This window comes from Sphingomicrobium arenosum (assembly GCF_026157085.1).
GTDB lineage: Bacteria > Pseudomonadota > Alphaproteobacteria > Sphingomonadales > Sphingomonadaceae > Sphingomicrobium > Sphingomicrobium arenosum.
Genome location: NZ_JANPVN010000001.1, coordinates 2,039,518 through 2,053,317, shown reverse-complemented (window position 1 = coordinate 2,053,317; position 13,800 = coordinate 2,039,518). Strand labels below are relative to the sequence as shown.

Annotated in this window: 15 protein-coding genes; 9 read left to right on the top strand and 6 right to left on the bottom strand. The window is 68.0% G+C overall.

The features are described from left to right. Window positions 1-17: 17 nt before the first annotated feature. A complete protein-coding gene (locus tag NUW51_RS10280) occupies window positions 18-1,142 on the bottom strand; it encodes a hypothetical protein (RefSeq protein WP_265587430.1) in 1,125 nt (374 codons plus the stop codon). 136 nt (window positions 1,143-1,278) lie between these two features. Between NUW51_RS10280 and NUW51_RS10275 the strand changes: the two genes are divergently transcribed. The 9 genes from NUW51_RS10275 to NUW51_RS10235 are packed head-to-tail and all read left to right on the top strand — an operon-like array spanning window position 1,279 to window position 9,297. Next, a complete protein-coding gene (locus NUW51_RS10275; RefSeq protein ID WP_265587429.1) occupies window positions 1,279-1,641 on the top strand; it encodes a YerC/YecD family TrpR-related protein in 363 nt (120 codons plus the stop codon). After that, window positions 1,638-2,525 (top strand): ATP phosphoribosyltransferase, encoded by an 888-nt coding sequence (gene hisG / locus NUW51_RS10270; protein WP_265587428.1) that lies wholly within the window; start codon window positions 1,638-1,640, stop codon window positions 2,523-2,525. The genes NUW51_RS10275 and hisG overlap by 4 nt, the downstream gene beginning before the upstream one ends. After that, window positions 2,522-3,817: a histidinol dehydrogenase gene (gene hisD, locus NUW51_RS10265; protein WP_265587427.1), complete on the top strand. Its 1,296-nt coding sequence runs from the start codon at window positions 2,522-2,524 to the stop codon at window positions 3,815-3,817. The genes hisG and hisD overlap by 4 nt, the downstream gene beginning before the upstream one ends. After that, entirely contained in the window at window positions 3,814-5,460 is a 1,647-nt protein-coding gene (gene hisC / locus NUW51_RS10260; RefSeq protein ID WP_265587426.1) for a histidinol-phosphate transaminase, read from the top strand. Before hisD ends, hisC begins: the two co-directional genes overlap by 4 nt. Then, the gene (gene hisH, locus NUW51_RS10255; protein WP_265587425.1) at window positions 5,457-6,041 is read left to right on the top strand and encodes an imidazole glycerol phosphate synthase subunit HisH; all 585 of its coding nucleotides are present in this window, start codon (window positions 5,457-5,459) and stop codon (window positions 6,039-6,041) included. Before hisC ends, hisH begins: the two co-directional genes overlap by 4 nt. Then, entirely contained in the window at window positions 6,038-6,760 is a 723-nt protein-coding gene (locus NUW51_RS10250) for a 1-(5-phosphoribosyl)-5-[(5-phosphoribosylamino)methylideneamino]imidazole-4-carboxamide isomerase (protein ID WP_265587424.1), read from the top strand. Before hisH ends, NUW51_RS10250 begins: the two co-directional genes overlap by 4 nt. Further along, window positions 6,747-7,514 carry an imidazole glycerol phosphate synthase subunit HisF gene (hisF, locus tag NUW51_RS10245; RefSeq protein WP_265587423.1) on the top strand — a complete coding sequence of 256 codons (768 nt, stop codon included), beginning with the start codon at window positions 6,747-6,749 and terminating at the stop codon, window positions 7,512-7,514. The genes NUW51_RS10250 and hisF overlap by 14 nt, the downstream gene beginning before the upstream one ends. Further along, entirely contained in the window at window positions 7,511-8,110 is a 600-nt protein-coding gene (gene hisIE, locus NUW51_RS10240) for a bifunctional phosphoribosyl-AMP cyclohydrolase/phosphoribosyl-ATP diphosphatase HisIE (protein WP_265587422.1), read from the top strand. The genes hisF and hisIE overlap by 4 nt, the downstream gene beginning before the upstream one ends. 14 nt (window positions 8,111-8,124) lie before the next feature. Then, the gene (locus NUW51_RS10235) at window positions 8,125-9,297 is read left to right on the top strand and encodes a BaiN/RdsA family NAD(P)/FAD-dependent oxidoreductase (RefSeq protein ID WP_265587421.1); all 1,173 of its coding nucleotides are present in this window, start codon (window positions 8,125-8,127) and stop codon (window positions 9,295-9,297) included. Here NUW51_RS10235 and NUW51_RS10230 read toward each other — a convergent pair. The 5 genes from NUW51_RS10230 to hemC all read right to left on the bottom strand — a co-directional run bounded on the left by NUW51_RS10230 (window position 9,294) and on the right by hemC (window position 13,740). Beyond that, on the bottom strand, window positions 9,294-10,040 hold the full coding sequence (locus NUW51_RS10230) for an inositol monophosphatase family protein (RefSeq protein ID WP_265587420.1): 747 nt from the start codon (window positions 10,038-10,040) through the stop codon (window positions 9,294-9,296). The two genes, NUW51_RS10235 and NUW51_RS10230, sit on opposite strands and share 4 nt — an antisense overlap. 22 nt (window positions 10,041-10,062) lie before the next feature. Then, window positions 10,063-11,241 (bottom strand): serine hydrolase, encoded by a 1,179-nt coding sequence (locus NUW51_RS10225; RefSeq protein WP_265587419.1) that lies wholly within the window; start codon window positions 11,239-11,241, stop codon window positions 10,063-10,065. 98 nt (window positions 11,242-11,339) lie between these two features. Continuing rightward, the gene (locus NUW51_RS10220) at window positions 11,340-12,155 is read right to left on the bottom strand and encodes a hypothetical protein (protein ID WP_265587418.1); all 816 of its coding nucleotides are present in this window, start codon (window positions 12,153-12,155) and stop codon (window positions 11,340-11,342) included. Next, a complete protein-coding gene (locus NUW51_RS10215) occupies window positions 12,152-12,829 on the bottom strand; it encodes a uroporphyrinogen-III synthase (protein ID WP_265587417.1) in 678 nt (225 codons plus the stop codon). The genes NUW51_RS10220 and NUW51_RS10215 overlap by 4 nt, the downstream gene beginning before the upstream one ends. Further along, on the bottom strand, window positions 12,829-13,740 hold the full coding sequence (gene hemC, locus NUW51_RS10210) for a hydroxymethylbilane synthase (protein ID WP_265587415.1): 912 nt from the start codon (window positions 13,738-13,740) through the stop codon (window positions 12,829-12,831). The genes NUW51_RS10215 and hemC overlap by 1 nt, the downstream gene beginning before the upstream one ends. Window positions 13,741-13,800: the final 60 nt, after the last annotated feature.

The following is a 13,800-nucleotide window of genomic DNA, read 5'->3' as shown; positions in this document are numbered from 1 at the left end:
GTCGGGCGGACGGGCGTTCAGTCGCCCGGCGCGTCGGCTACGGCGATGATGCGCACCTCGTGGTCGCCTTCGGCCGGGACGAGGTAGGCGGGGAGCGTGGTCTCGCTGGCATGGATGGCGATGCGATCGAGAGGGACTTCGTCCAGCCCCATGCCCGGGCCGCGGACCTCGATGACATGCCAGCCGGTGGCGGGGCGCCAGGCCGTGGGGATGGCGCGCGGTTCGAGGCCCATCGCTTCGACGCGGTGCGCAGGGCGGCCCTCGACCAGCCGTTCGGCGGGGATCGCGACGGTCAGGTCATAGCCCTCGCGCTGTCGATCCGGATCGGTGACGAGGCGCAGGCCCGAGCCATCGTGGACGCAATCGACCTGGCTGATCGTTAGCGGGTCGATGCCGGTGGCGGCGGCGAGACGAAGCCCCATCCAATGGATCGTGCCATCCTCGCCGAGATCGTAAGGTGTCTCCATGCCATGGCTGTAGCCGACATGGATGAGGAGTTTTTCATCGGCGGGCATGGCGGCGAGCACTCGGACGAGATTGTTGGCCTGTGCCTGCTCGCGCCGATTGGTTCGATCGAGGGGTGAAAGCGCGAGGCTCTCCTCGTCATGGATGATTTCATAGGCGTGAAACTGCCAGCCGCGCTCGCCTGCCTCGCGCAGAACGGCAGCAAAGGTCGGCTCGCGCGTATAGCCGCCGTCTAACTCGCGAGGCTTGCCATCCTTTAGGGTGACGGAGCCTGTGTCCGAGGGCGGATTGGAGAAGGCCTCGAGCGCGAGATGGCGATAACCAAGATCGTGCAGCGCCGGAATGAGCTGCGCGGTGGTAAGGCGTGAGCGCGAGCGGGTGTGCTGCTCGTTGATGATGACGATCCGCGTTTGCGCAGCGCGTTCCAGAATCAGGGCCATCGGGTCTGCGGTGGGATCGGTCGGGCAAGTTCCGCGCTCATAGTCGCGGTGCGCGATGGCCAGATCCTCTCGACCCATCAGGCTGAGAACATGGATGCCCTGATCATCGATCTGCGCGGGATCGATGCGCCCGAGCGGCTCGTAGAGGACGACATCGTCCAGACCCGCGGCGTGGATCGGGGTCGGGGTGGCCGGATCGAGCAGGCTGGCCGACAGCAATAGGGCGAGGCTGGTCATCAGAGGATCTCCTTCGTCGCAGCGTAGCCTGACGCCGACCGCCGCGCGCTTCAGCGTGTTTCGACAAAGAGCCCCTTGCAATCGACAGAAGGACCGCTAAATGCATTCCAGCGTTTTAACACGTTGGAACAAGCTTATGGCAGAAATCAGGGAACGGGTAGCTGGAAGCGGGGCCGAGTCGCCCGTCGAGGCGGAGCGGCAATTGAGCGCCGTATTGGCGCGGCTCGATGATCCGGCGGCGATCGCCATGCTGCTCGATGATCTGTGCACGCCGTCCGAACGGCGCGCGCTGGCGGAACGGTGGCACGTCGCGCGGCTCCTGGACGAGGAGCGCTGGACCTATCGCCAGATTCACGAGCTGACCGGCGTGTCGACCACCACCATCACCCGCGTCGCGCGATTCCTGAAGGGCGGCACGGCGGGGGGCTATCGCACCGCGCTGGCGGCGATGAACGAGGCCGCCACGAATGAGGCCACAATCGACAGGGACGAGCAATGACGACGACCATCACCCGCCTGCGCATGGCGGTGCAGAAATCGGGGCGGCTGGCGGATGCCGGTGACGGGTTGCTGGCCAAGGCGGGGATCAAGATCCGCAGCGCCAAGGGACAGCTGACCGCGCGGGCGACCAATTTCCCCTTGGACCTCATGCTGGTACGCGATGACGACATTCCCACGCTGGTCGGCGACGGGGTATGCGATCTCGGCATCGTGGGGTTGAACGTGCTCGAGGAATATCGGCTCGACCCGGCCAACGAGGATGTCGATGTTCTGGCGCGGCTGGGCTTTGGCGGCTGCGCGCTCAAGATCGCCATTCCGGTGGTCGACGATTGGTCGCCCGCGATGCTCGAGGGCAAGCGCATCGCGACCAGCTATCCGCTGCTGACCCGCGACTGGCTCTCGCGCGAGGGGATCGAGGCCGAAGTCGTGACCATGCATGGCGCGGTCGAACTGGCGCCGCGGCTGGGCATCGCCGATTATGTCTGCGATCTCGTCTCGACCGGGCAGACGCTAGAGGCGAACGGCCTGAAACCAGTGCACACCATTCTCGAATCCGAAAGCGTGCTCATCCGTACGCGCGCCGCGATGGCCCCGCCGATGGTGGATCGTGCCGAGGCGCTCAAAACACGAATGCTGGGCGTCATCGCGACGGCGGAGAGCAAATATATCGTGCTCAATGCGCCTGAGGAGGCGCTCGCCGACATCACCCGCATCCTGCCGGGCGCCGAAGCGCCGACGGTGATGCCGCTGATGGGGATGGACGGTCATGTCGCGGTGCAGGCGGTGGCGCGAGAATCGGTTTTCTGGGAAACGCTGGAAGCGCTGAAAGCGGCTGGCGCGCGCGACATTCTCGTCATGCCCATCGAAAAGATGATGCTGTGAACCGGGTGATCGACTGGAGCGCGCTCGACGCCCAGGGGCGCAAGGCCGCGCTGGCGCGGCCCGAGCGGCGCGAGGATGGCGCGATGCAGGAGGCGGTGCGCGACATCATCGCCAAGGTCCGCGGCGGCGGCTGGGACGCGCTGTGCGAAATTGCCGAACGGATCGACGGCGCGGCACCCGAGCGGCTCGCAGTGGCGCCTTATGCCGAACAGGCGCGGGCGCAGCTGCCCGCGCAGGCAGTGGCAGCGATCGAAATGGCGGCGGAGAATATCCGGCGCTTCCACGAAGCGACGCTGCCCGCCCCCGTGTCGGTCGAGACCGTGCCGGGGCTGACGGTCGAGAAGCGCTGGGCGCCACTGGGATCGGCGGGGCTTTATGTGCCGGGCGGCAAGGCACCGCTCTTTTCTACCTTGTTGATGCTGGCGATCCCGGCGCGGGTTGCGGGGGTCGAGCGATTGACCGTCGTGACGCCGCCGCGTGCCGGAGGCGGGCTCGACCCGGCGGTGGCGCTGGCAGCCAAATATTGCGGGATCGAGGCGATCTGGACGATCGGCGGGGCGCAGGCGGTGGCCGCGCTGGCCTTTGGCGCGGGCGAGATCGAGGCCGTCGACCGTATTTGCGGGCCCGGCAATGCTTGGGTCGCGGCGGCCAAGGCGCAAGTCGCGAGCCTGCCCGGCGGCCCCGGTATCGACCTGCCCGCGGGGCCGAGCGAATTGCTGGTGATCGCGGACAAGGACAGCGATCCGGCGCGGGTGGCGGCCGACCTGTTGAGCCAAGCCGAACATGGCGCGGATGCGCAGGTGCTGGTGGTCAGCCCCGATGAGGGCATACTGGAGCGCGTGCTCGACGAGGTCGACGCGCAGGCCGCCGCGATGGGAGGCAACTTCGCGCCGACGCGGGCGATCCGTTGTGCCGACCTGGGCGAGGCTGTCGCCATCGCCAACGCCTATGCGCCCGAGCATCTCAGCATCGCGCTGGAGGACGGACAGGCCGCGCGGCTGGCCGAAAGCGTGACCAATGCCGGCGCGATCTTCGTCGGCGAGGGCGCGGCGGAGAGCTTCGGCGACTATCTGGCGGGCTCGTCCCACGTGCTCCCGACCGATGGCGCGGCGCGCTACACCGGCGGTGTCACCGCGCTGACCTATCTGAAGGCGATCAGCGTGCAGCGTTTGACGACCGAGGCCTCGCGGCGACTGGCGGGGCCAGCGGCGATCCTCGCGCGCCTCGAGGGGCTCGAGGCGCACGCGCGGGCCGCCGAGATCCGCGCGGGCGAGAAGGAGGGCGTGCGATGAGCGACCAACCGATCGGCGATCGCCTCGCCCGGCCCGAGCTGCGGGGCCTGCCGAGCACCGATCTTGCGGGCGCGCCGGTGCCGGGGACGATCCGGCTCGACGCTAACGAGAACCCCTTTGCGCCGCTGGCGGGGGGCAAGGACATCAACCGCTATCCCGAGCCGCAACCCGATGCGCTACGGCGGCGGATGGCAGGGCTTTATGGCGTCTTCCCGCAGCGCTTGTGGGTGACGCGGGGCAGCGATGACGCCATCGATCTGTTGTGCCGCGCCTTCCTGCGGCCGGGCGAGGATCGCATCCTCGTCGTCGAGCCGACCTTTTCCGCTTATGCGCAATTCGCGCGCATCCAGGGGGCGAAGGTCGACAGTGTGCGGATGAGCGAGGATTTCGCTTTCGATCCGGGCGCGGTGCTCAAGGCGGCGAAGGACGGTATCGCGCCGAAGCTCCTATTCCTGTGCACGCCCAACAACCCGACCGGTACGCCCATTGCGGTTGACACGGTGCGCGAGATCGCCGCCGCGCTGCCCGACACGCTGGTGGTGGCGGACGAAGCCTATGGTGAGTTTTCGGACGCGCCGAGCCTCGCGCCCGATGCCGGCAATCTCGACAATCTCATTGTCTTGCGGACGCTGTCCAAGGCCTATGGGCTGGCGGGGGCGCGGATCGGCTGTGCGATCGCCGATGCCAATGTGATCGACTGGCTGGCGCGCGTGTCGCCGCCTTATCCGCTGCCGGGGCCGTCGATCGCCGCGGCGCTATCGGCGCTGGCGCCCGAGCGGATGCCGATCCATGCCGAGCGGGTCGAGACGCTGCTCGCCGAGCGGGCGCGGCTTGCGGCGCTGTTGCGCGGTGTGGACGAGGTCGAAGCGCTGTACGAGGGCGGCAATTACCTGTTCCTCGTCGTCGCCGACCCGCAAGCGCTGGCGAAGCGGCTCGAGGCGGCGGCGGTCAAGGTGCGCTTTCGACCCAATGCCGCGCCGGGCGGCGTGCGGGTGACGATCGGCACCGAGGCCGAAAACCGCGCGCTGCTGAGCGTCTTCGGGATCCGCGAGGATGGGCCCAAGCGCCGCCGCGCCAGCGTCACGCGCGATACGAGCGAGACGCAGATCGCGCTGTCGATCGACCTCGATGCGCCCGAGCCGGAACGATCGATCGCCACGGGGATCGGCTTTTTCGACCATATGCTCGACCAGGTGGCGAGCCATGGCGGCTTTTCGCTCACCCTCGCCTGCACCGGCGACACGCATATCGACCCGCATCACACGATCGAGGATGTCGCACTGGCGCTCGGCGCGGCGCTCGACGAGGCGCTGGGCGACCGCGCCGGCATCGGGCGCTTCGGCTTTGCGTTGCCGATGGACGAAACGCGCGCCGAGGTGCTGATCGACCTGTCGGGGCGGCCCTTCGCCAAGTTCGACGGATCGTTCGAGGCCGAGCATCTGGGCGAATTTCCGACCGAGATGACCCCGCACGTGTTCCGCAGCCTCGCCGATAGCATGCGCGCGGCGATCCACGTGAAGGTCGAGGGCGACAATGACCATCACAAGGTCGAGGGCGCCTTCAAGGCGTTCGGGCGCGCGCTGCGGCAGGGATTGAGCACGGGCGGCGGGGGCGGCATTCCCTCGACCAAGGGGTCGCTGTGACCGACCTTGCGCTGATCGATCTTGGCTATGGCAATGTGGAATCGGTGCGTTTGGGGTTCGAGCGCATCGGGGCGCCGCCGCTGCGTACCCGCGACCCTGACGTCATCGCCAAGGCCGAGCGGGTGATCCTGCCCGGTGTTGGCCATGCCGGCTATGCGATGCAGCGGGTCGAGCAAGCGGGGCTGGCCGAGGTGCTGCGCGGACGGAGCGGGCCGACGCTCGGCATTTGCGTCGGGATGCAGCTCTTGTTCGAGGGGTCGGACGAAACCGACACGCCGCTGCTCGGCATCCTGCCGGGAAAAGTGACGTCACTTTCTCCCGCGCCCGGCCGCCCTGTGCCGCATATGGGCTGGACGCGGCTCCACGACGTGGCGGCGGGGCTAGGGGTCGAGGACGGCGACCACCTCTATTTCGCGCATAGTTTCGCCTGTCCCCCGAGCGAGGCCGATGCGGCGTCGGCGACCTATGGCCGGACGTTTCCTGTCATCGTGCGCCGCGGCCCCTATTGGGGTGCGCAATTCCATCCCGAACGTTCCTCCGCGCCCGGCGCGGCCTTTTTGAAAGCCTTCCTGACCTCATGATCCTGCTGCCCGCCCTCGACCTCATGGACCGCAAACCCGTGCGCCTTCGCCAAGGCGATTTCGATGCGCGAACCGATTACGACCCCTCGCCCAGCGAAGCGCTCGAAGCATTCCGGGACGCGGGGGCGGTAATGGCGCATGTCGTCGATCTCGACGGCACGCGCGCGAAAAGCCCGGTGCAGCACGACCTGTTGATGGAACTGGCGTCGATCCTTCCCTTGCAGGTGGCGGGCGGCATTCGCGGGACCGCGCATGCCAAGCCGCTGTTCGAGGCAGGCGTGGCGCGGGTCGTGGTCGGTAGCCTTGCCTTGAACGAGCCGCGGGCCTTTGCCGACATGCTTGGCTATTTCGGGCCCGATCGGATCACGCTGGCGCTTGACGTTAATCTGCGCGGCGGGGTGCCGATGGTGGCCAAGCACGGCTGGGCCGAGGATAGCGGCATGGCGCTCGATGAGGTGCTGGCGCAATTCCCGAGCGTGCAACACCTGCTCGTCACCGACATCGCCAAGGACGGGATGATGGCCGGGCCCAACACCGAACTCTACGCTACGTTGGCCGAACGTTATCCCGAAAAGGCGGTGCAGGCGTCGGGCGGCGTCGCGACGCTCGAGGATCTCGATGCGCTGCGTGAAGCGGGCGCGGCGGCGGCGATCACCGGCAAGGCGATCTGGGAAGGCGCGTTCAGCGTGGCGGAGGGGATCGAGCGTGCCCGCGGCTAGGATCATTCCCTGCCTCGACGTCGCCGACGGGGTAGTCGTGAAGGGCGTGCAGTTTCGCGACCATCGCGCGATTGGCGATATCGTCGAGAATGCCGAGCGTTATGTGCGCGAAGGCGCCGACGAGCTCGTCTTCTACGACATCACCGCCAGCGCGGATGGTCGCAGCGTCGATGTGGACTGGGTTCACAAGGTGGCGGCGGTGATCGACATTCCCTTCAGCGTGGCGGGCGGGATCGACAGCGTCGAGAAGGCGGCGGCGGTGCTCGGCGCAGGGGCCGACAAGGTCAGCGTCAATTCGCCCGCGCTGCGCGATCCAGCCCTTATCACCCGGCTGGCGGAGGCCTTCGGGCGTCAGTGCGTGGTGCTGGGGATCGACAGTTTCACCGATGCGGACGGCGTGCTGCGGGTGAAGAAATTCACCGGGCGGCCAGAAGCGACGCAGGATGCGGGGCTGCAAACGCTCGACTGGGCGCGCGAGGCGGTGGCGCTGGGGGCGGGCGAGATCGTCCTCAACGCGATGAACAATGATGGGGTTCGTAAAGGCTATGACCTCGTGCAACTGGAGGCGCTGTGCGAGGCGGTCGACGTGCCTGTCATCGCTTCGGGCGGGGCGGGCACGCCACAGCATTTCGCCGAAGCCTTCGGCGTTGGCTGTTCGGGCGCGTTGGCGGCGAGCGTGTTTCACGACCGGCGGATCGCGATCGGCGACCTGAAGGATTATCTGGCGGGCCAAGGGATGGAGGTACGGCGATGATCGATGTGAAGGCATTGGCCTGGGACAAGATGGACGGGCTGTTGCCCGCGATCGTGCAAGGCGCGGATGATGGCCGCGTGCGGATGCTCGGCTATATGAATCGCGAGGCGCTGGAGGCGACCATCGAGACGGGCGTGGTGACCTTCTGGAGCCGGTCGAAGGAGCGGCTGTGGGTCAAGGGCGAGAGCAGCGGCAACAGCCTTGCCGTGCAGTCGGTCCATATGGATTGCGATGGCGACGCGATTTTGATCATTGCTGATCCCGCCGGGCCGACCTGTCACAAGGGCATGGACAGCTGCTTCGCTGTCGACGTCGCGCCGCATTTCCTTGCGCGACTGGAAGCGGTGATCGCCGAGCGCGCGGGGGCCGATCCCGAGGACAGCTATACCGCGCGGTTGCTCGCAAAGGGCACCAAGCGGGTCGCGCAGAAGGTCGGCGAGGAGGGCGTCGAGGCAGCCTTGGCGGCAACCGTAGGCGATACAGAGGAGCTGACCAACGAGGCGGCGGACCTCCTCTATCACCTGCTGGTGCTGCTGAAAGACCAGGGATTGGCGCTGGCCGACGTCACCGCCGAGTTGCAGCGCCGTCACGGCTGATCTAGGCGCGGGCGATGGACCCCTATGATGTGATCGTGATGGGCGCTGGCGCCGCGGGGCTGATGGCGGCGATGACCGCCGGGCAGCGCGGACGGCGCGTGCTGGTGATCGACCATAATGACGCGCCGGGAAAGAAGATCCTGATCTCGGGCGGGGGGCGGTGCAACTTCACCAACCTCGGCGCGGGCGATCCTAATTACCTCAGCCAAAACCCGCATTTCGCCAAGTCGGCGCTCCGGCGCTACACGCCCGCCGACTTCATCGCGCTGGTCGATCGCCATGGCATCGCGTGGCACGAGAAGACGCTCGGGCAGCTTTTCTGCGATGGTTCGGCCAAGCAGATCGTTGCCATGCTGATGGACGAGTGCCGCGCAGCCGGTGTCGAGTTTGCGTTCGGGCAGGCGGCGGAAGTGGCGCGAAAAAGGGAAGAATTCGTCGCCACGGTCGGCGCACGAAAAGTGATATCAAATTCTCTGGTGCTGGCGACGGGCGGTCTGTCGATCCCCAAGCTGGGCGCGACGAGCTTTGCCTACGACCTCGCACGCCAATGGGGGATGAAGATCGTCGAGCCGCGTCCGGCGCTGGTGCCGCTGACGCTGGCGGGCGACCAATTGCTGTTCCGCGGACTGGCGGGGGTGGCAGCGCCGGTGGTGGCCCGTGCCATGGCGGGGCCGCCGTTCAAGGAGGCTGCGCTGTTCACGCATCGCGGGCTGTCGGGGCCGGCGATTCTGCAGGTGTCGAGCTATTGGAAGAATGGCGAGGCGGTGCGCATCGACTTCCTGCCAAGCGAGGGCGAGGGCTGGTTGCGCGAGGCCAAGCGCACGGCGCCCAATCGGCAGGTCGGCACGCTGCTCGCCGAGCGCTTGCCCGAGCGGCTGGCGGGGACGCTGGCAGAGCGGCTTGGGCTAAAAGGCCCGATGCAAGGCCTGCCCGACAAGGCACTGGCGCACGCCGAGACGCGGCTTGGGGGTTGGGACTTCCTGCCCAATGGCAGCGAGGGCTTCGCCAAGGCCGAGGTGACGGTGGGCGGCATCTCGACCGCCGAACTGTCGTCGAAGACGATGGAAGCGAAGAAGGTGCCTGGCCTGTTCTGCATCGGCGAGGCGGTCGACGTGACCGGCTGGCTTGGCGGCTATAATTTCCAATGGGCCTGGGCGAGCGGGGTCGCGGCGGGGCAGGCGGCCTAGGCGAGCGTGCGCACCGCTTCGTCGTAGAGCGCTTGGCTGGCAGCCGCGATGACGTCACCGCCCGACAGGTCGCTGCCGCCCGACCAATTGCCGACATGACCGCCCGCGCCGCGCACGACCGCGACGAGCGCGTCATAATCGTGGCGCTTCAGGCCGGTGTCGGTGGCAAGGTCGAGGTGCCCGCTGGCGACCTTGGCAAAGGCCATGGCGTCCATGCCGTAGCGGGTCAGTCGCGCGGCGCTGCGCAGCGACTCGAAGCGACGCTTTTCGCCCGTATCGAAGAGATAGGGATCGGTGGTGGCGATGCGCGCTTGGGCAAGCGAGGCGCAGCCGCTGGTGCGTACCGGGTCACCGTTGAGGCGGGTCTCGCCATCCACGCCGACATAAGTCGTGTCGAGGTCGGGCAGGTCGATCATGCCGGCGATGTGTTCGCCGTCTTCGAGGTGACCGACCAGTATCGCCCAGCTCGGCAGGCCGCAGATGAAGGCGCGCGTACCGTCGATCGGATCGAGGCTCCAGTGACGGTTGGCACCTTCGCGGCTCCACCCATATTCCTCGCCCCAGATGCCATGGTTCGGAAAATGCGCCTCGATGACCTCGCGCAGCGCGCGTTCGGCGGCGCGGTCCGCCTCGGTCACCGGATCGAAGCCAGTGTCGAGCTTGTTGTCCGGCGTCAGATCGGTGACGCCCGCGATAGCGCGTCGCGCGCGGTCGCGGAGGAGATCGAAGAAAGCGCGGTCCATGCCCCCGCCTTAACGGGAGGCGCTAGCGACTGGCAATGCTGCCGGTGCGGCCGTAGCGCTCGTGATGGTCGATCACCATGCGGGTGACGTCACGCATCAGTTCCTGCGCGCTGCCGTCGTCGGGATTGGGCACGGTCATGAAGGCGAGCGCATAGCTGGTGCCGTCGGGCGCGGTGAGGATGCCGACATCGTTCAAGCCGCCGCGCCAGCCGCCGAGTGTCTGGCCGGTGCCGGTCTTGTGGCTCCATTCCCAGCCGGCTTTCAATCCGCCCTTCACGCGCAATTTGCCGGTGCGGGTCATGCCCATGGTGGTCAGCATCTTGGCGGTGGATTGCGGCGACAGCAATTCGCCGCGTTCGAGCCGGGCCAGCGCGCGGGCGATCGCCATCGGCGCGGCGCCGTCGAAGGGATCGTCGACATAATTCTGGAAAGCGGCGCGACGCTGACCCGAAGGCACGGCGGCGCGGGCGCGGTTGAAGCCATTGTTATAGGCATAGGACTGGCGCCAGCTGAGGCCGGCGATCTGCGCCTGCATGACGCGCTCGCCTTCGCCGAAGCGAATGTCGCCAAGCGCCTTGTCATTGACCATGCGGCGGATCGCCTCGGGCCCGCCGACGAGGCGAAGCATCTTGTCGTTGGCGTGATTGTCCGACTTGGTCAGCGCATCGAAGATGAGCCCGTCCAAGGACCGGCTGTAGCCGCCCTTGAGGATCTGGCCCGCCGTCGACGAGGACCAGAGGGTGACGTCATCGCGATCGAAGCGGAGCGTCTGGCCAAGGCTGAGGCGACCCCGGTCGACCTGGTCGAGCACGGTCAGGCTCACCCACAGCTTGGACACCGACTGTTGCGGAAACAGACGGTCGGTCTGCCACCCGGCTTCCCATCCCTGATCGATCGCCTTTATCGCCAGGCCGCTGGTGCCGCTGAAGCGCTTGACGCGCTCATGAATGCGGGCGTCGAGCTCGGCGACATGGGGCGGATTGATGACCGCCGGACGCGGCGGGATGGTGATGGCGAGATCGGTGGTAGAAGGCGCACGCGGATCAACGCCCTCGTCATTTTCGGCCGCGTCGAGGTCGATCTCGAGCGGCGGACGCGTCGGCACGGTCTGGCGAGCGTCCTCGGCCACGAGCTGCGCGCTCGCTACCGACGAGAGGACCATCGCGCCCCCGATCAATGCTTTGCCAAGCCAATTTGCCATCTGTGAAGTCGTTCCCCTAAGCCCCGGTTTTTGCTGAGCTTTTATCTAGCAGAAAAAGGCTTAACCAAGGCTGTCCGAAAAAGATATCGGAGACGAAATCAATTGGTCGCGATATTCTCTCGGTTGAGCAAGGCGGCGGTCTCGATGGTGTCGAGCGCGCGCTGCGTCGCGATGTAGCGGCGCGCGTCGCCGACCCAGCGCTGTGCGGTCTCGCCCCGCGCGCCGGGCAAGCGCATCGTCTCGGCGAGTGCGCCTTCGACATTGCCGAGTTTGAGGTCGACCAACGCGCGTTCGAAGCGGGCGCGGGGGCGCGGATTGGCCTCGCTCGCGGGATAGACCATGACGAGGCTGCCGAGCGTCCGCCGCACCCGGTCGAGCATCGAGGCATCGGGGCCTGGGCCGCGCAATTCATCGCCCAGTCCCTGATAGACTTCGACGAGATCGTCGAGCAGGACGGGGTCGCGCGCATTGGCGATGAGGGTGCCGACCGCGGCCTCGTGACGTGCGGCAAAGCGGTCCACAAGCAGGGGCTCGAGGACGCCGAGGGGCAGCCCGCGCTCGGCGGCGCGGCGCGCGGCAAAAGCGATGAGCAGGCCGTCGGCGCGCCCGGCCGCCCCCTCGGCGCGCACCATCGCCCGTTCAAGCGCGGCGATGCGGGCGTCGGTATCGGAGTCGGAGGCGACGGGCGTCGGCACCGACGGGGCGGGATCGTCCGCGGCGCCGGGCACCTGCAAGGCGGCAAGCGGGCGCCGCTCCGCTGTGGCGACGGCTTCTACCGTCACGTCATCGGCCGCGTCCGGCGAGAGGCCGAGCCAGCGCTGGCCCGCCTCCCAATGGCTGACGCCATAAAGCGTCGTGACCATGCCGATACTTATGAGGGCCGCCCCCAGCCCCACCCGCTTTTTCCAGCTCATCGCCCCTTGTCGCGCAAATGCGCGGCCAGTTGCAAGAGTTCGCGGTCACGAGGGCGCGCGGCGACGGCGACCTCCTCGAAGTCCATCCTGCCGGGCGGGCAAGCGTCCTCGCTGATCGCGGCGACCGCGATGGTGGCGGGGTCGATGCCCTCGCGCGCGACGAGTTCGGCGAGCCGCTTGCCCGCGCGGGGGCTGTGGACGACTGCAATAGCGCCCGCCAGCCGCTCGAGCCCGAGGGGATCCTCGCGTGCGACTGAGGAATAGACAGCGAGCGGGACGATCGTCTGCGGGGCGTCGGCAGGAGCGCGGCGATGCTGGCCCGCGAGGTGCAGGAGGCGCGCGTCCGCCGGAATGCGGTCGAGCAGCGCATCGATCCCGCCATTACCGACCTCGTCGACCATCAGCCCGGCGGCCTTGGCGGCGGCGGCGGTGGCCTCGCCGACGGCATGGACGGGAAGGTCGCGCAGGGCCTTGAGCCCTTCGCCCCCGTGGCGCGCGGCATTGGCGCTGGTCATGAGAATGGCGTCGAACCGCTTGGGGTCGGGCGGGGTCCATTCGATCGGACGCACCTTGAACAGCGGGAGGGTCTCCACCCCCTCGATCCCCATGTCGGCGGCGCGGTTGGCGCTGAGGCTGGCGCCGGGCTCGGGGCGGAGGAGGAGGATGGGACGCATCAGTCGAACAGGCCCGCGATGCTGGCGGGCGCCTCGGCGAGCATGGTGCGCGCGAGGGTGGCGGCGCCGGCATGATCCTCTGCGGCGAGCGTCACGTCGCGGCTGATCTCGTCGCTGCCATCCTCGGCGTAGAGCGCGGCGCGCAGGCGGGCGCGATCGCCGTCCATCTTGGCGAGCGCCGCGACGGGCGAATGGCAATCGCCGCCCAAGGCCGCGGTGAAGGCGCGCTCTAGGCGGACGGCGCGGCTGGTGTCGCCATGGTCGATGGCGGCGAGCAGAAGGCGCGCGCGCTCGTCGTCGGCGCGGGCGTCGATTCCGATCGCGCCTTGTGCAGGAGCGGGGAGCAGCGTCTCGACGGGAATGGCGCTGCCTTCGTCGCTGCCAAGGCGTGACAGGCCCGCGGCGGCAAGCAGCGTGGCATAAACCCTCCCTTCGGCCACGGCGGCGAGCCGAGTGGCGACATTGCCGCGCAACAGCGTGGTCGCGATGTCGGGGCGCAAGCGCTTGAGCTGGGCGGCGCGGCGCGGCGAGGCGGTACCGATCATCGCGCCTTGCGGCAGCGCTTCGACGCTGTCCGCGCCGATCAGCCGGTCGCGCACGTCGGCGCGGGGCAGCATCGCGGCAATGCCGAGCCCCTCGGGGCGGTGCGGATCGCTTTCCACATCCTTCATGCTGTGCACGCTGGCATCGGTCTCGCCGTTCAGGAGCGCGCGGTCGAGTTCCTTGGTCCAGACCGCCTTGCCACCCATCTCGGTGAGGGGCGCGACACGGTCGCGGTCGCCCCGCGTGGAAATGGTGACGATGGTGACGTCATCCTCGCCCCAGCCGTGCGCCGCGATGAGCGCCGCCTTGACCATTTCGGCCTGAAGGAGGGCGAGCGGGGAGCCGCGCGTGCCTAAACGGAAAGTCATGGCCCGTCCCTGCCTCATGGCTGCCCGTGCTGCAAGTGATGCTGGCTTTTGCAGGGGCAG

Excerpts from the sequence above, each read along its gene's own strand:
- NUW51_RS10250 (WP_265587424.1), top strand. The coding sequence starts at position 6,038 with ATGATCCTGCTGCCCGCCCTCGACCTCATGGACCGCAAACCCGTGCGC.
- NUW51_RS10275 (WP_265587429.1), top strand. The coding sequence starts at position 1,279 with ATGGCAGAAATCAGGGAACGGGTAGCTGGAAGCGGGGCCGAGTCGCCC.
- hisIE (WP_265587422.1), top strand. The coding sequence starts at position 7,511 with ATGATCGATGTGAAGGCATTGGCCTGGGACAAGATGGACGGGCTGTTG.
- NUW51_RS10235 (WP_265587421.1), top strand. The coding sequence starts at position 8,125 with ATGGACCCCTATGATGTGATCGTGATGGGCGCTGGCGCCGCGGGGCTG.
- hisG (WP_265587428.1), top strand. The coding sequence starts at position 1,638 with ATGACGACGACCATCACCCGCCTGCGCATGGCGGTGCAGAAATCGGGG.
- NUW51_RS10225 (WP_265587419.1), bottom strand. The coding sequence starts at position 11,241 with ATGGCAAATTGGCTTGGCAAAGCATTGATCGGGGGCGCGATGGTCCTC.
- hemC (WP_265587415.1), bottom strand. The coding sequence starts at position 13,740 with ATGACTTTCCGTTTAGGCACGCGCGGCTCCCCGCTCGCCCTCCTTCAG.
- NUW51_RS10230 (WP_265587420.1), bottom strand. The coding sequence starts at position 10,040 with ATGGACCGCGCTTTCTTCGATCTCCTCCGCGACCGCGCGCGACGCGCT.
- NUW51_RS10220 (WP_265587418.1), bottom strand. The coding sequence starts at position 12,155 with ATGAGCTGGAAAAAGCGGGTGGGGCTGGGGGCGGCCCTCATAAGTATC.
- NUW51_RS10280 (WP_265587430.1), bottom strand. The coding sequence starts at position 1,142 with ATGACCAGCCTCGCCCTATTGCTGTCGGCCAGCCTGCTCGATCCGGCC.
- NUW51_RS10215 (WP_265587417.1), bottom strand. The coding sequence starts at position 12,829 with ATGCGTCCCATCCTCCTCCTCCGCCCCGAGCCCGGCGCCAGCCTCAGC.
- hisC (WP_265587426.1), top strand. The coding sequence starts at position 3,814 with ATGAGCGACCAACCGATCGGCGATCGCCTCGCCCGGCCCGAGCTGCGG.